Source organism: Nonomuraea sp. B12E4 (assembly GCF_039871825.1).
GTDB lineage: Bacteria > Actinomycetota > Actinomycetes > Streptosporangiales > Streptosporangiaceae > Nonomuraea.
The window spans coordinates 393,992-412,938 of record NZ_JBDPME010000004.1; the positions used below are offsets into that span (position 1 = coordinate 393,992).

Below are 18,947 nucleotides of genomic sequence, written 5' to 3' on the forward strand. Positions count from 1 at the left end.
CTCCATGCTGCCGACCTGGCGGCGCTTTCGCCCGCCAGTCATCTTCCGGGGAGTTCTACCTGCTCCGATATCCGAATTTAAATGCATAAATGAGCGATATCTATATTTGACACTCGAAGGACGGCCCTGCTTTGCTCGCCTCTCCGACACCGGTCAAGAGCGAGGATATTGATGCGGCACTTTTGTCATTCCCGTCCCGGCACGGCGTTGCGGGTCACCGGGCTGTCCCTGGCCGTCCTGGTGGCCGGCACCGGCAACGCGTCGGCGTCGGTCAGCGTGTCGGCCACCACGTCCGTTGCTGGAGCGCCGGCGCACTCCGCGACCGCTGCCCAGCGCGAGCTGCGCCGCCTGGAGGCCGGTTACCAGGGCCGGATCGGCGTGTACGCCTACGACACGGGCACCGGCCGGACGTTCGCGTACCGATCAAATGAGCGGTTCCCCCTGCTGTCCACGTTCAAGGCCCTGGCCGCCTCGGCGGTGCTGCGCAAGGCCCGCCAGTCCGACCCGAAGCTGCTCACCCGGGTGGTCCACTGGAAAGCGAGCGAGGTCGTGGACGGCTCGCCGATCACCGGCAAGCACCTCAAGGACGGTTTGACGGTCGCCGAGCTGTGCGACGCGGCGCTCAGGTACAGCGACAACACCGCCGGCAACATGCTGCTCAAGCAGATCGGCGGGCCTGCCGGGGTGACCAGGTTCGCCCGGTCGCTCGGCGACCGGGTCACCCGCCTGGACCGCACTGAGACCGACCTCAACTACTGGAACCCCGACGAGAAGCGGGACATCACCACCCCCGCCGATGTGGGCCGCGACCTGACCAAGCTGGCCGTCGGCACGGCCCTGCACGCCAAGGACCGGGCCCGGCTCAACGACTGGCTGCGCCGCAACACCACCGGCGACGACCGAATCCGCGCCGGCCTGCCGAAGACCTGGACCGTCGGCGACAGGACCGGCAGCGGCTTCAATTACGGCACGGCCGACGACATCGCGGTCGCCTGGCCGACGCCGCACGCCAAGCCGCTGGTCATCGCCGTCTACACGAACCGCAAGACGGCCGACGCGACATACGACAACAAGGTCATCGCCGACGCGGCCACGATCGCCGTCAAGGGCCTGGGCAAGCTGTCCTGACCACCTGAAGCGGGCCGGACACAGGGGCCTGAGCGGATGCTGGTCCGCGGAGAGTGCCCCTCCTCGGAGGCGGCCCGGCGCTCGCCGAGAACGGGCAGGAGAAGCCGTACGACTCCCCGGCCGCGAAGGCGGATCCACGGGCGCGGGGGCGTGCCGCCGGCACCGGTCGATGGGTGTTACTTCTCGGCCGTGCCGGGTGTCCCGCTGACGGACTCCTGATAGACGTCCGCGAAGGTACGCGAGTCCTTGATCAGCTCGTCGCAGAAGGCGGCGACATCGTTGCCGATGAGTTCCAGGACTCCCTTGCCGGCCGCGACGCCCTCCTCGAAGAAATCGACGATCCCGGAGAGCAGGGACCCGTCCAACAAGTCGATCGGTCCGACCTTGAAGATGTACCTCTGCATCTCCTTGTAGACGATCTGATAGTCCGGCGGGAGGGCCTTGACCCGCGCCATGTGCGCCCGCCACTGCTTCTTGCCCTCGATGATGTCCTGGATGCCCACATCAGCCTCCCAGCCGGCCCAGTTTCCTTGCGACGTTCCTGTTCAACTGCTCGCGCCACCGGTCTCGATAGCTCCGAGCCCCTTCTCCGCCGGCCAGCGCCGCGCAGAAACCCCCGATGTCGTCACCCAGCACCTCGTGAATGCTCTGCCCATCGGACGCCGTCTCTTCGAGCAGCCCCAGAGCATTGTCGAGAATCGGCATCAGGTTGCGGCCTGTGAAGTCCCCGTAGGGAAAAAGATGGCCCTTGATCTCTTCCCACGCCGCCCGGTAGTCGGCCGGCAATGCCTCGGCCCGGGCTTCGAACGCCTTCCAGTCCCTGGTGAGATCGCTGCCTGTGATGGTCTCCCAGAAGTTCATTCCCCGCCCTCCTTGAGCTTGTCGATCCGTGATGAGACGTACTCCCATTTCGCCCAGAACGTCGCGAGTTCTTCGCGTCCCGCGTCATTGAGCGCATAGAACTTGCGCGGCGGGCCCAGCCCGGACGGTCGTTTCGTGACCTGGACGAGCCCGTTCTTCTCCAGTCGCAGCAGGATGGTGTAAACGGTCCCCTCGACGACGTCAGTGAAGCCGAGTTCGTTCAGCCGACGCGTGATGGCGTACCCGTAGGTCTCCTCGCTGCCGATGATTTCCAGCACGCAGCCCTCAAGCGTGCCCTTCAGCATCTCCGTCAGGTCGTCCATCGTGGGTCCTCTTCGATCTCCCAGTACTCCGTAGCACCGAGTACCACTATACGGTACCACGGAGTAGTGGAGGGCGGACGTCCTTGTCCCGTCTGAGTGGATTGGCGGCCGCGTGGGGCGTGCCGGGCTCCAGCGCTCAGGAGCTCAGGGCGCAGGCGGCGTATCGGTCCGGTGTCATCCGTCCAGGAGGCCGGCGGGGACGACGGTTTCGTGCCGGCTCCGGTCGGCGTGCATGTGCCAGAGGAGGTCGGCGAGTTCGGCGGGGTCGGCGGCGGGCAGGTCGGGCACGGGTTCGCCCTGGGCCAGGCGTCGCTGGTAGTCCGCCTCGAAGGGGGTGCCCAGGATGCGGGCGCCGATGAAGAGCATGCCGACGTAGACGCCCTTGCCGGTGACCTCGGCCGCGAGCGACTGAAGGTAGTTGCGCTGTGCGGCCACGAGCGTGGGCCAGCCGCTCATGTACGGCCTGCCCTGGACGACGGCGGCCCCCTGGGCGCTGAGGATGGCGCCGTCGCCCCGCTCGACCATGGCGGGCAGGAACTCCCGGATCAGGGCCAGGGGCGTGAGCAGCGTGACCGGCAGGTGGTGTTCAAGCACGTCCGGTGTGAGGTCGACGGCGGGAACGAACAGCAGGTCGCCGGCTGCCGGGCCGTAGTACACGGCCGTGGGGTCTCCGACCCGCTCGCGGATCCGCTCGGCGAGCGCCGGGACGGCGGCGGTCTGGCGGAGGTCGGCGGTGATCACATGGGCGGTGACGCCCTCGGTGGACAGATCCCGGGCGAGCAGGTCCAGGGGTTCCCGGCGGCGGGCGACCAGAACGACGTCGTACCCTTCCTTCCCGTACCGGCGGGCGATGGCCTGGCCGACACCTGGGCCGGTGCCGAACACTGCGATGGATTTCGTCATGCCGTCCAGCCAATCCCACCGGCACCGAGATGATCCATGGGCATCCATCTGCGATGCCTTTGCGATCGTCTACGGTGAACGTGTGGACGTGCTGACAGACCTGCTGCACCGAGCCCGTGCGCAGAACGCCCTGGCCCTCCGGCTGATCCAGCGGCCGCCATGGGCGGTGACGCACGCCGACCCGTCACCGCTCACGGTCGCGGCCACGCTGGAGGGCCATGCCTGGATACGGCTCGCCGATTCCCCTCCCACGCGCCTTGCCGCGGGTGACGTCGCCCTCATCACCGCCCCCGGCGGGCACACGATCGCGGACGACCCGGCGACCGCACCCCGGTTCGTGATTCGCGACGGGCACAAATACCTCCCCACCGGTGCCCCGGCGGCTCCCCACCCGATGCGGGTCCCCCGCACATACGGCGACGACCTGTCCGGGGCCACCGTCATGCTCCGCGGCATGTACGACCTGCGCGGCGACGTGGCCTCCCGCCTGCTGGACCTGCTTCCCCCGCTGGCCGTCGTGCCCGCGGGACCACCCACTCGGGCGGCCCTCGACCTGCTCTGGGCCGAGGCCGCCCGCGACGAGCCTGGCCAGGACGCGATCCTCGCCCGGCTCCTGGATCTGGTCCTCGTGATCGCGTTGCGGGCCTGGTGCACCAGGCGGGAGGCGACGCCGCCCGCCTGGTATCGGGCACTGAGCGACCCGGCGATCGGGGACGCGCTGCGCCTCCTGCACGAGGATCCGGCCCACCGGTGGACGGTCGCCTCGCTGGCCGCCAAGGTCGGCATGTCCCGCGCGGCCTTCGCCCAGCGCTTCACCGCCCTGGTCGGCCGGCCGCCGCTCGGCTATCTCACCGACTGGCGCATGACCCTCGCCGCCGACCTGCTTCGCGACACCCGGCAGACCGTCGCCACCGTGGCCCATCAGGTCGGCTACCAGGACGCGTTCGCGTTCAGCGTGGCGTTCAAGCGCGCCCGCGGCCGCACACCCTCAGCCTGGCGCGCCTCCCCCTGACCGCTCAGGCTGGCGCGGCTTCCTCTGCCCGGCCGCACCTGGGCGGCTCGGCTCAGTCCTCCGGGAGGCCCTGGCAGCCGGTGCGGAAGAGGCGCCAGAATGCCAGCGCCGCCTCCTGCCGCGTACGGGCGTGCCCAGGCCCCTCCCGCGCCGACACCCAGTGGGCGACGACGCCGACCAGGGCGCCGGCCAGGTAGGCGGCGTGTATCTCCACCGGTACGTCGTCCCAGCCCCGGGGTCGCTGGCCGGTGGCGAAGCGGTGGGTCAGTTCGGCGGTGAGGCGGTCGCGCATGCGGGTGGCGAAGCGGGCGCTGCCGTGCGGGCCGAGCATGCGCGCGTACATGGTGACGTTGGCGGCCACATGCTCGAACAGGTCCTCCAGCGGGTCGGGGGCGCGGTCCCGGGGAGCGTCGAGGGGGCACAGGGCGGCGGCCCTGGCGACCGCGGCGACGGCGTCCTCCATGGCGTCGGTGACCAGCGAGTCCACGTCCGGATAGTGCAGGTAGACGGTCGCCCGGTTCACCTCGGCGCGCTTGGCCAGCGCGGACACGGTGATGGTGGTGAGCTCCTGCTGCGCTGCCAGGTCGAGCACTGCTGCCTTCAGGCGGGCCCGGGTTCGTTGCGCGCGCGGATCATCCGAGTTCACGAGGCCCACTATACGACAACCATCGACTATGCGACATATGTTGATTAATCGACAGGTGTCGCATATGTTGGTGGCATGCGAATGGAGATCTGGGCGGATGTCGTCTGCGGTTGGGCCCACATCGGCAAGCGGCGACTGGAGAAGGCGCTGGCCTCCTGGGAGGGAGAGCCGGTGGAGGTGGTCTGGCGGCCGTACCAGATCGATCCGTCCGCGCCCGCGCAGGCGGTGCCGATGGCCGAGATGCTGCGCGACCCGATGGCCGACGAGGCGCTGCGTGCCTGCTCGCCCGGCCTGTCCCCGGTGGACAACCGGGCGCGGGTGGCCGAGGTGGCCGCCGCCGAAGGGCTGGGGGCGCAGTGGGGCTCCGGCTGGCGGGTCTCCACGCTGGAGGCGCACCGGCTGATCGCGCTGGCGTACGCGAAGGGCGGCGCCGAGTCGCAGCAGCGGGTGGTGGAGCGGGTGCTGCGGGCCCACTTCGTCGAGGTACGGGACATCAGCGATCCCGCCTTCCTGACAGACCTCGCCACGGAGATGGGCCTGGCCGGGGAGTTCGGCGACGCCGATTCCGGTGCGGAGCTGACCCGGGAGTCGCTGCTCATCGGGAAGGCCAAGGGCGTGCGCACCTCGCCGACGATCGTCGTGGGTGACCTCGCGCTGGAGGGCGCGCAGTCACCGGAGACGATCAGAGAGTTCCTGGAGGACGCGAGCCGGCGCCCGCCCCGCCGGCTGCCCGACGAGGTGCGGCGGCTGCGCTGGGCCGAGTCCCTGCTCGACCAGCGCGACCCCCTCGGGGCCCTGACACTGCTGCGGCCCTTGATGGCGGAGCACGGCGGCGACCGGGGTGTCCGGATGCTGGCGGCGCGGGCGTATTTCACCTCCGCGCAGCTCAACCGGGCCCGTACGGCGCTGGAGTCCCTGGTGGCCGAGTCCCCGGACGACTCCTACGCCCGCCATCTCCTCGGCCGCACGCTCCAGCGCCAGGGCAGGCAGGACGAGGCCGCCTCCCACCTCACTCTGGCGGCCGTCATGACCCCCGACTACGCGGTTTAGGTCTTACTTCGAGTCATGATCCACCAGGCACTCCGCGGTGACCATGCCTGGCCCGCTGCCCGCGGCAAGGGCCTGCGTGCTCGAGTCGGCCTGGACCAGCGAGGTCCACCAGCAACCCGATGAAGGCACCGCGGACGAGATCTTTCTTCATGGGCCCCGACGCCACAAGTCTTTACCCAAGCTTGAACATGCGAGCCGTTATGCCGCGCCAAGGCCCGTGTCCCTCTATGACGCCGCGTACTGGGACGGTCATCCGGCGCGTCCGGGTCAGGTGGCGTGCTCAAGCCGGAGATGCTCACGTAGCGCGGCCATCTCCAGCAGCACCCGATGGCACTGCTGGCACATCCAGACCCCGCTGGGCACGGCGATTCCGTGCGTGGAGGTGTCGTCGCGTGCGCAGGCGAGATGGTAGGCGCGCACCACGCGCGCCCGGATCTGACGAAAGCGATCCGCCGCGAAAGACATCCGGTTCCTTCCATGTACGGGTTCCCATGGCCGGACCAGGCTACGCCGAGGTGGATGTGGCCGATACCGGGGGCGAACGGGTCGCCGGACATGGAAGAGGACCCCCGCGAGGGGGCCCTCCCCGGATTCGTCACTGTCCGATCTTCACCCCAGGCTGGCCGTAGGTGTACTCCAGCGCCCGGCTCGGCCGGCCGGCGATGTTCCGCCCGTGACGTGACCTGCCCATCGGGAGGATCGTCCGGCCGAAGGTGCCCTCGAACATCATCGCCGCGGCGATGTACATGGCCATCAGGGCCGACACCACGAACAGCCACCCGCTGACGCGCACGGGCCACACCGTCCCGGAGAAGAACCCGGCCGCGGTGAAGGCGGCGCCCAGGGCCAGCACGCCCAGTTGGGCGGCCAGCGCCAGGTTCTCGCCGAGCGCGGCGATCGTTCCCAGCGCCGTGATCAGGAACAGGACCACGAACCAGAACGCGAACCCCGGGTTCGCCGCGCCGATCGTCGGCGTGAGTGCGGCGGGGAAGGCGTTCACCGCGGTCAGCAGGAACAGCAGGCCGAACGCGAGCCAGAACGCACCCCAGATCCCGTGCATCCCGGTCGCGAGACCGTCACGCGCTCGGTAGGACCACATGGCGGCCGCGAACTGGGCGAAGCCACCGGCCATGACCGCGAACGGGAAGAGGACCAGCGGCGTGCTGCCGCCGCCGTACCAGCCGGCCAGCCAGGCGCCGACCATCAGAGTCGCGGCGGCGAACCCGAACAGCCCGAGAATGGACGGCGCCGCGATCGGCTGCAGGAACACGCGTGTCCTGCCCTGCCATGCGGCGTGATCCTCCGCGTCCGTCGCAGGGGCGGGAGAACCGACGGGCCCCATGTACGGGTCAGGACCTCTGGGCTCCGTCATGACATCCTCCTCTCTGGGTCGGAATCTTCAAAATTCCCCTAACCGCTATGGATGTGACCACGCTCAGCGATACGTAAGGGTGAGGTCATTTATGGGTTGATCGAAACGGACGAATGCCAGGGCCGGTCAAAGGCCCGCCTCACGAACCGGCCGTGGCGCGGGCCGGATACCAAACCGATATGGGAACGGTCCATCCATCGGTACCGAACACCAGCAAGATGGTCGACTCAGGTCATATTGCCGATCCCCAGGAGCGTCTCTGTGCGTATCCGATCTCGGTTAACGGCCGCCGTGCTGGCCGCCGGTATGGTCGCCGTCGTCATCTCCCAGCCCGCCCAGGCGGCCGCCCCGGCCGTACAGATCACCAAGATCTACTATGACTCGCCGGGCTCGCCGGACTCCGGCGCGAACAGCAGCCTGAACGGCGAGTACGCGCAGCTCAAGAACACCACCAAGAAGGCCGTCAGCCTCAGGGGCTGGACCATGCGCGACAAGACGTCCGCGCCTGACCACGTCTACACGTTCGGCGCGTTCACCCTCAAGGCCGGGAAGACGGTCACGCTGCGGACCGGCCGGGGCAAGGACACCACCACCACCCGCTACTGGAACAGGAGCGGGGGGACCACGTTCGCCTACATCTGGAACCAGAGCGCGGACACCGCCTACCTGCGGAACGCCTCCGGCAAGCTGATCGACTCCTGCTCCTACAACTCGTCCCGGGCCGACTACAAGCTCTGCTGACCTCCACCAGGCGGCCGGACATCTTCCGCGGCGATCGGGGGCGCGCGGATCCAGGGCAGGACCGTCCGCGGCGATCAGGGGCACGCGGATTCAGGGTAGGGCTGTCCCTACCCCCCATTGGACCGTGAGCAGGGTCGTCCGAGGCGGGGGCGGTCCGTAGCGTTCTTTGCCATGACGAACCTCCGGCGCCGCCTCGCCACCGACACCCGCTACACGCTGCTCGGCCTCCCCAATGCCATCGCCCACCTGTCCGTCTCCGCCGCCGGCATCTCGGCCGGGCTGGGCAGCGCGGTCGCGTTCGTCGGCCTGCCCATCCTGTCCGGCACCGCCACCGTGACCAGGAACCTGAGCGACTTCGAGCGCGTCGCCCTCCCCGGCGTGCTCGGCCGCTCCGTCGCCCGCCCCCACTACACTCCCGTCCCCGCGGGGGCGAGCTGGTTCCGCCGCATGATGAACCCGCTGGCCAGCGGCCAGGCGTGGCTGGACATGCTGTACGGCATCGTCGCCTTCCCGATCTCCCTGGCCGCCGCCACCGTGGCCGCCGTGTGGTGGGTCGGCACGATCGCCGGCCTGACCTTCCCCCTCTACGGCTGGATCCTCACCCGCATCCCGGAGTTCTACGGCGGCCTGCCGGCGCTGCTCGGCCTCGGGGACGGCGACCTGATGCTCGTGGGCCTCAACACCGCGATCGGCGTGCTGTTCGCGCTGACCCTGGTGCCGGTCGTCCGCGGCGCCGCCCTGGTCAAGGCGAGCCTCGCCCAGGCCATGCTCACCCGCGCCTCCTTCGCCCCCGCGGAGGTCCCGGCGACGATCATGTAGCCGCGGCCGATCCCGCGGCCCCTCGGCAAGCGGCGCCGCAGCACCACAAACCGTTGGTTACCGCTGCGGCAGCGCGCGTTCGATGCCGTCGAGCACCCAGTTGAGGCCACGCTCGAAGTTGTCGTCCGCGCCGCGCACCCCCTCCTGGATCATCGGCGCGACCCGCGGGAACTCCCCGCTCTCGACCAGCTCCCCTGATGTACGGCTCCCGCCACGAGGACGGCAGCGGCTCGTCGATGAGCACCTCCGCGCCCTTCGGCGTCGCGGTGCTCGCCGTGCTCCTCCAGGTGCTCACCAGAACCGGCGTGCAGCAGCCCTTCCTGTACGACTTCGGCGCCGCCGTCGCCCTGGCGGCCGTCTCGCTGGCGCCGATCGCGCTCATCGGACGGAGCGGATCCCCGGCGGCGCCGGCGCCGCCCGGATCGTGTCCGGCTTCGTGAGGTCTCCCCCCCGGTGAGGAAACTTGAGCGAAAGGCTACGGATCAACGCGGAAGATCTGATTCCGCGATGACGAGCTCGTCCCTCTCCAGGCTCGGGCCTCGTCCCTCTCCAGGCTCGGGCCTCGTCCTTCTCCACAGGACGTTCGCGGAAATTGCCTCTTTTCAGGGTTCTTGTCGGCACTTAACGTCTCCCACAGCACCAGAAGAAGGGATGCCCATGGCCCCGACGGCGTCGCCGCCCAGCGCGGCCGACGAAGGATTAGCCCGCGACGACTACGCCCTGGACCGCGTTCCGACCTCCGCCCGCTACGGCTGGACCACCATCGCCGTACAACGTTTCGGTCTCCTCTCCGCCCTGTCGCAGTTCCTGCTCGGCGCCACCCTCGGCATGGGCATGACCTTCTGGCAGGCCGTCCTCGCCATCACGCTCGGTGCGGCCATCCTGGAGCTGGTCGCCATCGCGCTCGGCATCGCGGGCATGCGCGAAGGCCTGTCCACGTCGTTGCTGGCGCGCTGGGCGGGTTTCGGCCGCCACGGCTCCGGCCTGGTCGGCCTCGTCATCGCGGTGTCGCTGCTGGGCTGGTTCGGCGTCCAGTCCGCCGTGCTCGCCCAGGGCGTCTCCGCTCTGCTGGGCGGCTCGCCCGTGTGGATCTGGGCCGTCGTCGGTGGCCTGGCGATCACCGCGATCGTGGTGCACGGCTTCGCCGGCATGGCGTGGACCGCGTGGATCACCGTCCCGGCGTTCCTCGTTCTGGCCGGCTGGGCCATCGCGGTCGAGCTCACCCAGCGCCCGCTCGGGGAGCTGGTCGCCTCCGCCCCGGCCGGCCCGCCGATGAGCCTGGCCCAGGGCGCGACGCTGGTGGCGGGCGGGTTCATCGTCGGCGCGGTCATCTCCCCCGACATGTGCCGCTTCAACCGCAACGCCGCCGACGTGGTCAAGCAGACCGTACTTGGGATCAGCCTCGGCGAGTACGTGCTCGCCCTGGTCGGCGTGCTGCTCGCGCACGCGTTGCGCACGGGCGACGTGGTCTCGATCGTCACCACCACCTCCGGCGCCGTCGGCGTGCTCGTGCTCGTCTCGGCCACGTTCAAGACCAACGACTGGAATCTCTACGCGGCCTCGCTGGGCGTCACCAACGCCCTGCACACCGCCTTCGGCGCCAGGACCGGCCGTGCCGCCGTCACCGTCGTGCTGGGCGTCGTGGGCACCGCGCTCGCCGCCCTCGGGATCGCCGACCATCTCGTGGACTTCCTGGTGCTGCTCGGCGTCGCCATCCCGCCGATCGCCGGGATCATGGTCGCCGAATACTACGTCGTGCGCACGTGGAGCCCGCTGCTGGCGGAGTCGCGCGCGTCCGGGACGCTGCCCGCCACCGCCCCCGGCTGGGTGCCGGCCGCGCTGGTGATCTGGCTGGCATCCGCCGCGATCGGCAACTATCTCACCTGGGGCATCCCCGCGTTGAACGCGCTGGTGGCCGCCTTCGTCCTGTACGTGGTGGCCGGGAAGCTCGGCTGGACCGGCAAACGTACCTCCCCTCCCGCCTGACGTCCGCCGCCGCGGCGGCCTGCCCACTCACCTTCCGCACAGAACGGAGCCCTCCCTTGCGCGTGGGGATCGACGTCGGCGGCACCCACACCGACGCTGTCCTGATGGCCGGGACCACCGTCCTCGCCTCCGTCAAGACCGCCACCACCCTCGACGTCACCGGCGGCATCGTCACCGCCCTGCGGCGGCTGCTGGCCGCGCCCGGCCTGGATCACCCGGCCGTGGACGGCGTCATGATCGGGACCACCCACTTCACGAACGCGCTGGTCACCGGCCGCCACCTGGCGCCCACGGCGGTCATCCGGCTGGCGCTGCCGGCCACGGCCGCGCTGCCGCCGATGGTGGACTGGCCCGCCCGGCTGGTGACGGCCCTGCGGCCGAGCATCCACCTGTGCCACGGCGGCCACGAGTTCGACGGGCGGCCCATCGCGCCGCTGGATCCCGGCGAGCTCAGGCGCGTCGCCGCGGAGATCGGCCGGCGCGGCATCGGCAGCGTGGCCATCTCCTCGGTGTTCTCCCCCGTCAACGCCGAGATGGAGGAGGCCGCGGCCGAGGTCCTGCTGGACGAGCTGCCTGACCTGCACATCAGCCTGTCGCACCAGATCGGCCGGGTCGGTCTGCTGGAGCGCGAGAACGCCACCATCGTCAACGCCTGCCTGCGCGACCTCGCCGGCGACATCGTCGAGTCCTTCACGGCCGCGTTGCGCGCGGTCGGGGTGACGGCTCCGCTGTACCTCTCGCAGAACGACGGCACGCTGATGGACGCCGAGTTCACCCGCCGCTATCCGGTGCGCACGTTCGCCTCCGGGCCGACCAACAGCATGCGAGGGGCCGCGTTCCTGGCCGACCTGCCCGACTGCGCCGTCGTGGACATCGGCGGCACGACCACGGACGTCGGCGTGCTGGCCGGCGGCTACCCCCGCCAGGCGACCGGCGAGGTGGACATCGGCGGGGTGCGGGTGAACTTCCGCATGCCCGACGTGCTGTCGGTGGGGCTCGGCGGCGGCAGCCGCGTCACCCGCACCCCCGAGCTCGAGGTCGGCCCTGACTCGGTCGGTTATCAGCTCACGCGCGAGGCGCTGGTCTTCGGCGGCCAGGTGCTGACCGCGACCGATCTGGCCGTGGCCGCGGGCCTGGCCGGCATCGGTGACCCGGCCCAGGTGGGCCGCCTGGACCGTGACCTCGTCGAACGCGGCATCGAGTGGATGACGCGGCGGGTCGCCGACCTGGTCGACCGGATGCGGGTGTCGGCCACCCCGCTGCCGGTGGTCCTGGTCGGCGGGGGCAGCGTGCTCATCCCCGCCGAGCTGCCCGGCGTGCCGTCCGTGCACCGTCCGGAACACCACGCCGTGGCCAACGCCATCGGTGCCGCCATCGGCCAGATCGGCGGCGACGTGGACGGGCTGTACACGATCACCTCCTCCCGCACGCGGGCCGACGTGCTGGAGGAGGCCCGCGCCGAGGCGATCGACCGGGCCGTCGCCGCCGGCGCCGCGCCGGGCACCGTGGAGGTCAAGGAAGTCGACGAGGTCCATGTCGCCTACCTGCCGGGGAACGCCGTCCGCGTCCGGGTGAAGGCGGTCGGCGAGCTCGCTCTCGTACCGGGCCGGACCAGGGAGGACAGCCGGTGGGCGACGAACTGACCATGGCGGCGTTGCGTGACCTCGCCGAGGGCGCGGCGGTGCTGGGCACCGGCGGCGGCGGTGACCCGTACGTGGGCCGGCTGCTGGTCGAGCAGCAACTCCGCGCGGGCCGCTCGATCCGCATCGTGCAGGTGGACGAGCTGCCCGACGACGCGCTGGTGCTGCCGTGCGCGTTGATGGGCGCCCCGACCGTCTTCTGGGAGAAGCTGCCGGGCCCGCGGGGCATCGTGAGCGCCATGCGCGCGCTGGAGGCGCATCTGGGCCGCCGGGCCGCGGCCACGATGCCCATCGAGTGCGGCGGGTTCAACTCCATGATCCCGCTGCTGCTCGGCGCGGAGACCGGCCTGCCCGTGGTGGACGCGGACGGGATGGGCCGCGCGTTCCCCGAGCTGCAGATGGAGACGTTCGCGGTGCTGGGCGTGCCGGGGTCGCCCATGTCCATCGCCTCCGATCACGGCGACACGGGCATCATCGACGCGGTGGACAACCGGCGGATGGAGTGGCTGGCGCGGGCGATGACCGTCCAGATGGGCGGCTCGGCCTACATCTGCGACTATCCGATGGACGCCGCGACCGTCCGCCGTACCGCGGTGCCGAACACGCTGACGCTCGCGACCCGGATCGGCGCCACCCTCCGCGTGGCGCGCGAGGAGCATCGCGACCCCTTCGAGGCTCTGACGGAGATGCTCACCGGCACCATCTACAGCCATGGGGTCGTGCTGTTCCGCGGCAAGGTCGCCGACATCGACCGGCGGACCGTCGACGGCTTCGCCCGGGGCGGGGTACGCCTGACCGCGATGGACGACGTCGAGGACACGATGGAGATCGTGTTCCAGAACGAGCACCTCGTCGCCCGCCGCAACGGCGAGCCGGTGGCCATCGTTCCCGACCTGATCTGCACGCTGAACAGCGAGACGGGCGCCCCGGTCACCACGGAGGCGCTCACCTACGGCCAGCGGCTGACCGTCTACGCGATCTCCACGCCCGAGATCATGCGCAGCCCGGAGGCGCTCGCGTGCTTCGGCCCGCCCGGCTTCGGGCTGGACGAGCCGTACGTCCCGGTGGAACGTCTCGCCGCCGGGCCTGACGGCCTTGGAGAACTCTTCCGGCGGAAGTAGCCGCGCGCGCCGTGCCCTCCCCCGCCGCCTGCCCTCGCTGTCCGCCCCCACGTCGTCGCGTCCGCCGGTCAGGCTCGCAGCCGCTCCCTGAGCTGCTGGGGCAGGAAGGTCGAGCGTGGCCCGGCCAGGGCGGCGTCCATGCGCTCCACCTGGCCGAGCGTGAACATGATCAGAGAGGCGTCGTCGCAGTAGTCCATGTAGTTCATGAACATGTCGCCGTCCGGGCCGTTGCCGCAGCTCAACCGGGGGTAGGAGGGGGTGCCGCGGTTGTGGCCGGCCTGGTTGGGGGTGTCGTCGACGAAGTCGGTGCCGGAGCACCCGTCGCCGTCGTCACCCCAGATGTGGCGCAGGTTGAGCCAGTGGCCGATCTCGTGGGTGAGGGTCCGGCCCCCGTCGTATGGAGCCTCCACCGTGCCCGTCGTGCCGAAGGCGTCGTACTTGATCACGACACCGTCGATCTCGGCCGGGCTGCCAGGGAAGGTGGCGTATCCGAGGGCCTGGCGCATCTGGCAGACCCACACGTTCAGGTAGCGGTCGGCGGGCCAGGCGTCCGAGCCGCCCTGGTCGGCATATTTGACCTCGTGGTCGGTGCCGAACTCCGTGACGCCGGTCCGCCGCCGGACGACGCCGGAGGTGGGGTTTCCCCGGGGGTCGGCGTCGGCCAGTTTGAACTCCAGCCGCGCGTCCGCGACGCGGTCCCGCCACACCTGCGGGACCTTGACCACGTCGGGGTTGGCCTTGCGGAAGTCCTGGTTGACGACCGTGATCTGGCTGTCGATCTGGTCCTGGCCGATGTCCTGCTCGGGGGTGTTGTGCACGACGTGCACCACGATCGGGATGGTGACCACCTCGTCCCGCCTGGCGGCTCGGGCGGTTTTTCTGGCGAATGTGGCGTTTTCGAGGGCGGACAGCGCGAGCACGTATTCGGGGCGGGCGAGCAGTTGCCGGTGGATCGACATGGTGAGGCAGCGCTCGATGGGGGAGTTGGGCACGGGAGTCCTCCTTCACGCACGTCTGAAGTGCGAGGTGGTGGATGGGGTTTCAAACGCCCCTTTACCCTGATCGTAATCGCTCAATCACATAGAGTGAACGGCACGTTAGAGGCCGAGGACCCCGGCCGGCTCGGCGATGAGGCGCTGGATGACCAGGCCCGCCGCGCCCAGCACGGCCGCGTCCGGGCCGATCTCGGAGACCAAGAGGGTGGGCGGCGTGCCGCGCATCTGCCCCAGCCTGTCCCCCAGCCCGGCGGCGACCGGCTCTTCGAGCCACCGGTAGAGCGGCGCGTAGATCCCGCCGAGCACGATCCTGCCCGGGTCCAGCAGGTGCACGGCCGAGGTGAGCGCCACGCCGAGCGCGTGCCCGGCCCGCCGGCACGCCGCGAGCGCCCGCCGGTCCCCTGACTCCAGCAGGCTGACGAGCGAGGCCACCGTGGGCAGGGTCCCGAGCAGGGCGTCCTGGCCCGCGTACACCTCCAGGCAGCCCCGCCCGCCGCACCTGCACCCGGGTCCGTCGGGCCGTACGACGACGTGGCCGAGCTCGCCCGCCAGCCCGAGCGTGCCCCGGAACACCGTCCCGCCCACCACCAGGCCGGCGCCGATGCCGATCTCGCCGGACACGTACAGGAAGTCGACGGCCGCCCGCGAGCCGAACCACAACTCGCCGAGCGCGGCCAGGTTGGCCTCGTTGTCGATGGCGAACGGCAGGTCGGTCGGGCCCTCGACGCGCACGTCCCGCCAGCCGAGGTGCGGGGCGCTGCGCAACAGGTCGCCCTCGACGGTCCCGGGCACGGCCAGGGCCGCACCGGTGATCCGCAGCCCCGTACGCTCCGCCTCCGCCGTGATCTCTTTCACCAGGCCGCGCAGTTCCTCCAGGGTGGCGGCCGGGTCGGAGTTGCGGTTGTCGGCCGGCCTGGTGCGGCGCATCCGCACCGTACGGCTGAGATCGACGACGCACGCGGCCAGGTAGTCGATGTTGATCTCCAGCCCCAGCGTGGCCACCCGCCGCCCGCTCAGGCTCACCGCCTTGCCCGGCCGCCCGCGCTCCCCGGCCCGCACGGCGTCGCTCTCGGCCACCACGCCCGCCTCCAGCAGGTCGCCGACGAGGCTGGACACGGTGGTCTTGGTGAGCCCGGTCAGCTCGGCGAGCGCGGCCCTGGTGTGAGGTCCTGATCGGTGGATGGTCCCAAGCACTACGGCCAGATTTCGGGCGCGCATGGAATCATGCCTGACCCCCCTTGACGCCGCCATGCCCACCTCCTCAGGATTATGTACAGATTATGGACTAAAGAGAGGGCTCGACGCAGATGTCCGCATATACGCCCACCCCTGCTGACCGTTTCACCTTCGGTCTGTGGACGGTCGGCTGGCAGGCCCGCGACCCCTTCGGCGACGCCTCCCGGCCGCCGCTCGACCCGGTGGAGAGCGTCCACCGGCTGGCCGAGCTGGGCGCGCACGGCGTCACGTTCCACGACGACGACCTGCTGGCCGTCGAGCCCGACCGGGACAAGGCCGTCGCCGCCTTCCGCAAGGCCCTGGACGAGACCGGCATGAAGGTGCCGATGGCCACCACCAACCTGTTCACCCACCCGGTGTTCAAGGACGGCGCCTTCACCAGCAACGACCGCGACGTCCGCCGGTACGCCCTGCGTAAGGTGATCCGCAACCTCGACCTGGCCGCCTCGCTCGGCGCCAGGACCTACGTCTGCTGGGGCGGCCGCGAGGGCGCGGAGTCGGACGCGGCCAAGGACGTCAAGGCCGCGCTCGAACGCTACAAGGAGGGCCTGGACCTGCTCTGCGACTACGTACGCGAGCGCGGCTACGACATCCGCTTCGCCATCGAGCCCAAGCCCAACGAGCCCCGCGGCGACATCCTGCTGCCCACCATCGGCCACGCCCTGGCGCTGATCGGCGAGCTGGAGCACCCCGAGATGGTGGGCCTCAACCCCGAGGTCGGCCACGAGCAGATGGCCGGCCTCAACTTCGTGCACGGCATCGCCCAGGCCCTCTGGCACGGCAAGCTGTTCCACATCGACCTCAACGGTCAGCACGGCCCGAAGTACGACCAGGACCTGGTCTTCGGCCACGGCGACCTCAAGAGCGCCTTCTTCCTGGTGGACCTGCTGGAGAACGGCGGCTACGACGGCCCCAGACACTTCGACTACAAGCCGCTGCGCACCGAGGACCCGAAGGACGTGTGGGCCTCGGCCGCCGCCAACATGCGGACCTACCTGATCCTCCGCGAGAAGTCCCGCAAGTTCCGGCAGGACCCCGAGGTCCAGGAGGCCCTGCGCGCCTCCCGGGTGGACGAGCTCGCCCAGCCCACCCTCGCTCCCGGCGAGACCTGGGCCGACCTGGCCAAGGACGACTTCGACGTCGAGGCGGCGGCCGCCCGCGGCTTCCACTTCACCCAGCTCAACCAGCTCGCCCTGGAGCACCTCATGGGGGTACGCGGATGACAAAACCGATCAGCGTCCAGCTCTACACCGTCAGAAAGGCCATGGCCTCCGACCGCGACGGCACGCTGAGCCGGCTCGCGGAGATCGGCTACCGGTGCGTGGAGCCCTACGACCCCGTCTCCGACCCCAAGGGTTTCCGGCGGGTCGCCGACGAACTGGGGTTGAGCCTGTCGGGGACGCACGCGTACGCGCTGCTCAGCATGGAGCCCGCGGCGGTCTTCGACGCGATCGCCACGATCGGGAGCGAACTGGTGATCGTCCCCGGCGGAATCGCGCACGAGGAGTTCACCACCCGCGACGGCCTGGCCCGCACCGCCGACCTGCTCAACGGCCTGGCCGAGCAGGCGAGCGGGCTCGGCATGCAGCTCGGCTACCATAACCACTGGTGGGAGATCGAGCCGCGGATCGACGGCCGGCACGCGATCGAGGTGCTGGCCGACCTGCTCGCCCCCGGGGTGTTCCTGGAGCTCGACACCTACTGGGCGGCGGTGGGCGGCGCGGACGTGCCCGCCCTGCTCGGCCGCCTCGGTGACCGGGTGCGCGCGCTGCACGTGAAGGACGGTCCGGTGGTCAAGGGCGAGCCGCACACCGCCGTGGGCCGGGGCGCCATGCCCGTCCCCGAGGTCCTCGCCGCAGCCCCGGACGCCTGGCGCGTCGTCGAACTCGACGAATGCGCGACCGACATCTTCGACGCCCTGGCCGACAGTCACGCCTACCTCACCTCCTTGGAGCGCTCTTGAGCAACGGCCCCGTCGGCGTCGCCCTGGTCGGCGCCGGAGTGATCAGCGGCCAGTACCTCCGTAACCTCACTGCCTTCCCCGACGTACGGGTGCTCGGCGTCGCCGACCTCGACACCGAGCGGGCCACCGCCGTCGCCCGGGAGTACGACGTGCCCGTGTCCGGCACGCTGGAGACGGTGCTCGCGGTGCCGGAGGTCGAGATCGTCGTCAACCTCACCGTCCCCTCCGCGCACGCGGCCGTCGCGCTGGAGTCCCTGCGCGCGGGCAAGCACGTGTACGGCGAGAAGCCGCTGGCCCTCGACATGGACGAGGCGACCAAGGTCATGGACGAGGCCGCGGGCCTGGGCCTGCGCGTCGGCGGCGCCCCCGACACCTTCCTGGGTGCCGGGCTCCAGTCGGCGTTGCACGCCCTGCGTTCCGGTCTCATCGGCGAGCCGGTGGCCGTCACGGCGGCCACCCAGAACCTCGGCCCCGAGTCCTGGCATCCCAACCCCGAGTTCTTCTACCAGCCCGGCGCGGGCCCCCTGTTCGACCTCGGCCCCTACTACCTGACCGCCCTGGCGTCCCTGTTCGGCCCCGTCACGCGAGTGGCGGCCGACACGCGCACGGCCCACGCCCAGCGGGTGGTCGGCTCGGGGGACAAGCAGGGCAAGGTCTTCCCGGTGGACGTGCCCACCCACGTCAACGCCCTGCTGGACTTCCCCGGCACGGCCACGGCGGCGGCCACGTTCAGCTTCGACTCGCCGGTCAACCGCCGGATGATCGAGATCATCGGCACCGAGGGCGCGCTGTCGCTGCCCGACCCCAACACGTTCGAGGGCCCGCTGCTGGCCCGCGGCCTGCGTGACACGGACTGGCGCGAGCTGCCGCTGTCCGGCACGACGGCGGGGCGCGGCATCGGGGTGCTGGACCTGGCCAGGTCGATCCGCGCGGGCACGCCGCACCGGGCCTCGGGCACGCTGGCGTATCACGTGCTGGAGCTCATGGTCGCCATCTCCGAGTCGGGCGAGAGCTCGGAGTTCCGCCGCATCACCTCCACCATGACCTCGCCGGACCCGCTTCCGGCCGGCTGGGACCCGTACGCGGCCACCCTGCCGCTGTGACCATACTACGCACAACGAAGTATGGTCGGTGGCCAGGCTCAGAAGATC

The 18,947-nt window shown here is 70.6% G+C and carries 22 protein-coding genes; 12 read left to right on the plus strand and 10 right to left on the minus strand.

Features of this window, described 5'->3' with window-relative positions; translation table 11 throughout:
• Window positions 1-171 precede the first annotated feature (171 nt).
• A complete protein-coding gene (gene bla, locus ABGB18_RS13215; RefSeq protein WP_347695737.1) occupies window positions 172-1,128 on the plus strand; it encodes a class A beta-lactamase in 957 nt (318 codons plus the stop codon).
• 176 nt (window positions 1,129-1,304) lie between these two features.
• Here the strand turns inward: bla and ABGB18_RS13220 are convergent, their stop codons facing one another.
• The 4 genes from ABGB18_RS13220 to ABGB18_RS13235 form a co-directional block, all read right to left on the minus strand.
• Window positions 1,305-1,631, minus strand: coding sequence for a DUF1048 domain-containing protein (locus tag ABGB18_RS13220; protein ID WP_347695738.1), 327 nt, complete (start codon window positions 1,629-1,631; stop codon window positions 1,305-1,307).
• Between the two features lies 1 nt (window position 1,632).
• Complete coding sequence (locus ABGB18_RS13225; RefSeq protein WP_347695739.1) at window positions 1,633-1,989, minus strand: DUF1048 domain-containing protein; 357 nt, start codon at window positions 1,987-1,989, stop codon at window positions 1,633-1,635.
• The gene (locus ABGB18_RS13230) at window positions 1,986-2,312 is read right to left on the minus strand and encodes a PadR family transcriptional regulator (protein ID WP_347695740.1); all 327 of its coding nucleotides are present in this window, start codon (window positions 2,310-2,312) and stop codon (window positions 1,986-1,988) included. Before ABGB18_RS13230 ends, ABGB18_RS13225 begins: the two co-directional genes overlap by 4 nt.
• 174 nt (window positions 2,313-2,486) lie before the next feature.
• Window positions 2,487-3,215, minus strand: coding sequence for an SDR family NAD(P)-dependent oxidoreductase (locus tag ABGB18_RS13235; protein WP_347695741.1), 729 nt, complete (start codon window positions 3,213-3,215; stop codon window positions 2,487-2,489).
• Window positions 3,216-3,297: 82 nt separating this feature from the next.
• Here ABGB18_RS13235 and ABGB18_RS13240 point away from each other — a divergent pair, with 82 nt between their 5' ends.
• Window positions 3,298-4,227, plus strand: coding sequence for an AraC family transcriptional regulator (locus ABGB18_RS13240; RefSeq protein ID WP_347695742.1), 930 nt, complete (start codon window positions 3,298-3,300; stop codon window positions 4,225-4,227).
• Between the two features lie 52 nt (window positions 4,228-4,279).
• On the opposite strand, the gene ABGB18_RS13245 is transcribed toward ABGB18_RS13240, so the two are convergent.
• Entirely contained in the window at window positions 4,280-4,873 is a 594-nt protein-coding gene (locus ABGB18_RS13245) for a TetR/AcrR family transcriptional regulator (protein ID WP_347695743.1), read from the minus strand.
• Window positions 4,874-4,948: 75 nt separating this feature from the next.
• Here ABGB18_RS13245 and ABGB18_RS13250 point away from each other — a divergent pair, with 75 nt between their 5' ends.
• Entirely contained in the window at window positions 4,949-5,923 is a 975-nt protein-coding gene (locus tag ABGB18_RS13250) for a DsbA family protein (protein ID WP_347695744.1), read from the plus strand.
• Between the two features lie 267 nt (window positions 5,924-6,190).
• Here the strand turns inward: ABGB18_RS13250 and ABGB18_RS13255 are convergent, their stop codons facing one another.
• Both ABGB18_RS13255 and ABGB18_RS13260 read right to left on the minus strand, forming a co-directional pair.
• Window positions 6,191-6,388: a hypothetical protein gene (locus tag ABGB18_RS13255; RefSeq protein ID WP_347695745.1), complete on the minus strand. Its 198-nt coding sequence runs from the start codon at window positions 6,386-6,388 to the stop codon at window positions 6,191-6,193.
• A gap of 130 nt (window positions 6,389-6,518) precedes the next feature.
• Window positions 6,519-7,295 carry a GPR1/FUN34/YaaH family transporter gene (locus ABGB18_RS13260; protein WP_347695746.1) on the minus strand — a complete coding sequence of 259 codons (777 nt, stop codon included), beginning with the start codon at window positions 7,293-7,295 and terminating at the stop codon, window positions 6,519-6,521.
• Window positions 7,296-7,556: 261 nt separating this feature from the next.
• On the opposite strand from ABGB18_RS13260, the gene ABGB18_RS13265 reads away from it, so the two are divergent.
• Together ABGB18_RS13265 and ABGB18_RS13270 are read left to right on the plus strand one after the other, a co-directional pair.
• On the plus strand, window positions 7,557-8,036 hold the full coding sequence (locus ABGB18_RS13265) for a lamin tail domain-containing protein (protein WP_347695747.1): 480 nt from the start codon (window positions 7,557-7,559) through the stop codon (window positions 8,034-8,036).
• A 171-nt stretch (window positions 8,037-8,207) separates the two neighbouring features.
• Window positions 8,208-8,855, plus strand: coding sequence for a sensor domain-containing protein (locus ABGB18_RS13270; protein ID WP_347695748.1), 648 nt, complete (start codon window positions 8,208-8,210; stop codon window positions 8,853-8,855).
• 57 nt (window positions 8,856-8,912) lie between these two features.
• On the opposite strand, the gene ABGB18_RS13275 is transcribed toward ABGB18_RS13270, so the two are convergent.
• A complete protein-coding gene (locus tag ABGB18_RS13275) occupies window positions 8,913-9,008 on the minus strand; it encodes a hypothetical protein (RefSeq protein WP_347695749.1) in 96 nt (31 codons plus the stop codon).
• A gap of 44 nt (window positions 9,009-9,052) precedes the next feature.
• Here ABGB18_RS13275 and ABGB18_RS13280 point away from each other — a divergent pair, with 44 nt between their 5' ends.
• From ABGB18_RS13280 to ABGB18_RS13295, 4 genes are all read left to right on the plus strand, one after another.
• A complete protein-coding gene (locus tag ABGB18_RS13280; RefSeq protein ID WP_347695750.1) occupies window positions 9,053-9,295 on the plus strand; it encodes a hypothetical protein in 243 nt (80 codons plus the stop codon).
• Between the two features lie 217 nt (window positions 9,296-9,512).
• The gene (locus ABGB18_RS13285) at window positions 9,513-10,841 is read left to right on the plus strand and encodes a cytosine permease (protein WP_347695751.1); all 1,329 of its coding nucleotides are present in this window, start codon (window positions 9,513-9,515) and stop codon (window positions 10,839-10,841) included.
• Window positions 10,842-10,903: 62 nt separating this feature from the next.
• The gene (locus ABGB18_RS13290; protein ID WP_347695841.1) at window positions 10,904-12,484 is read left to right on the plus strand and encodes a hydantoinase/oxoprolinase family protein; all 1,581 of its coding nucleotides are present in this window, start codon (window positions 10,904-10,906) and stop codon (window positions 12,482-12,484) included.
• The gene (locus tag ABGB18_RS13295) at window positions 12,469-13,602 is read left to right on the plus strand and encodes a DUF917 domain-containing protein (protein ID WP_347695752.1); all 1,134 of its coding nucleotides are present in this window, start codon (window positions 12,469-12,471) and stop codon (window positions 13,600-13,602) included. The genes ABGB18_RS13290 and ABGB18_RS13295 overlap by 16 nt, the downstream gene beginning before the upstream one ends.
• Window positions 13,603-13,670: 68 nt before the next feature.
• Here the strand turns inward: ABGB18_RS13295 and ABGB18_RS13300 are convergent, their stop codons facing one another.
• Together ABGB18_RS13300 and ABGB18_RS13305 are read right to left on the minus strand one after the other, a co-directional pair.
• Window positions 13,671-14,594 (minus strand): zinc metalloprotease, encoded by a 924-nt coding sequence (locus ABGB18_RS13300; protein WP_347695753.1) that lies wholly within the window; start codon window positions 14,592-14,594, stop codon window positions 13,671-13,673.
• A gap of 105 nt (window positions 14,595-14,699) precedes the next feature.
• Window positions 14,700-15,791: an ROK family transcriptional regulator gene (locus ABGB18_RS13305; RefSeq protein WP_347695754.1), complete on the minus strand. Its 1,092-nt coding sequence runs from the start codon at window positions 15,789-15,791 to the stop codon at window positions 14,700-14,702.
• A gap of 113 nt (window positions 15,792-15,904) precedes the next feature.
• Here ABGB18_RS13305 and xylA point away from each other — a divergent pair, with 113 nt between their 5' ends.
• Genes xylA through ABGB18_RS13320 form a run of 3 tightly spaced genes read left to right on the plus strand, consistent with a single transcriptional unit; the run spans window position 15,905 to window position 18,899 of the window.
• Window positions 15,905-17,056, plus strand: a complete 1,152-nt coding sequence (xylA, locus tag ABGB18_RS13310) for a xylose isomerase (protein WP_347695755.1) — start codon at window positions 15,905-15,907, stop codon at window positions 17,054-17,056.
• Window positions 17,053-17,796 (plus strand): sugar phosphate isomerase/epimerase, encoded by a 744-nt coding sequence (locus tag ABGB18_RS13315; RefSeq protein WP_347695756.1) that lies wholly within the window; start codon window positions 17,053-17,055, stop codon window positions 17,794-17,796. The genes xylA and ABGB18_RS13315 overlap by 4 nt, the downstream gene beginning before the upstream one ends.
• Complete coding sequence (locus ABGB18_RS13320) at window positions 17,793-18,899, plus strand: Gfo/Idh/MocA family oxidoreductase (protein ID WP_347695757.1); 1,107 nt, start codon at window positions 17,793-17,795, stop codon at window positions 18,897-18,899. Before ABGB18_RS13315 ends, ABGB18_RS13320 begins: the two co-directional genes overlap by 4 nt.
• The last annotated feature ends 48 nt before the right edge of the window (window positions 18,900-18,947 follow it).

What these genes read in the sequence shown, in the direction of transcription:
- ABGB18_RS13280 (WP_347695750.1), top strand. Translation starts at nt 9,053, where the DNA reads ATGTACGGCTCCCGCCACGAGGACGGCAGCGGCTCGTCGATGAGCACC.
- ABGB18_RS13225 (WP_347695739.1), bottom strand. Translation starts at nt 1,989, where the DNA reads ATGAACTTCTGGGAGACCATCACAGGCAGCGATCTCACCAGGGACTGG.
- ABGB18_RS13230 (WP_347695740.1), bottom strand. Translation starts at nt 2,312, where the DNA reads ATGGACGACCTGACGGAGATGCTGAAGGGCACGCTTGAGGGCTGCGTG.
- ABGB18_RS13275 (WP_347695749.1), bottom strand. Translation starts at nt 9,008, where the DNA reads ATGATCCAGGAGGGGGTGCGCGGCGCGGACGACAACTTCGAGCGTGGC.
- ABGB18_RS13255 (WP_347695745.1), bottom strand. Translation starts at nt 6,388, where the DNA reads ATGTCTTTCGCGGCGGATCGCTTTCGTCAGATCCGGGCGCGCGTGGTG.
- ABGB18_RS13285 (WP_347695751.1), top strand. Translation starts at nt 9,513, where the DNA reads ATGGCCCCGACGGCGTCGCCGCCCAGCGCGGCCGACGAAGGATTAGCC.
- xylA (WP_347695755.1), top strand. Translation starts at nt 15,905, where the DNA reads ATGTCCGCATATACGCCCACCCCTGCTGACCGTTTCACCTTCGGTCTG.
- ABGB18_RS13250 (WP_347695744.1), top strand. Translation starts at nt 4,949, where the DNA reads ATGCGAATGGAGATCTGGGCGGATGTCGTCTGCGGTTGGGCCCACATC.
- bla (WP_347695737.1), top strand. Translation starts at nt 172, where the DNA reads ATGCGGCACTTTTGTCATTCCCGTCCCGGCACGGCGTTGCGGGTCACC.
- ABGB18_RS13260 (WP_347695746.1), bottom strand. Translation starts at nt 7,295, where the DNA reads ATGACGGAGCCCAGAGGTCCTGACCCGTACATGGGGCCCGTCGGTTCT.
- ABGB18_RS13270 (WP_347695748.1), top strand. Translation starts at nt 8,208, where the DNA reads ATGACGAACCTCCGGCGCCGCCTCGCCACCGACACCCGCTACACGCTG.
- ABGB18_RS13315 (WP_347695756.1), top strand. Translation starts at nt 17,053, where the DNA reads ATGACAAAACCGATCAGCGTCCAGCTCTACACCGTCAGAAAGGCCATG.
- ABGB18_RS13235 (WP_347695741.1), bottom strand. Translation starts at nt 3,215, where the DNA reads ATGACGAAATCCATCGCAGTGTTCGGCACCGGCCCAGGTGTCGGCCAG.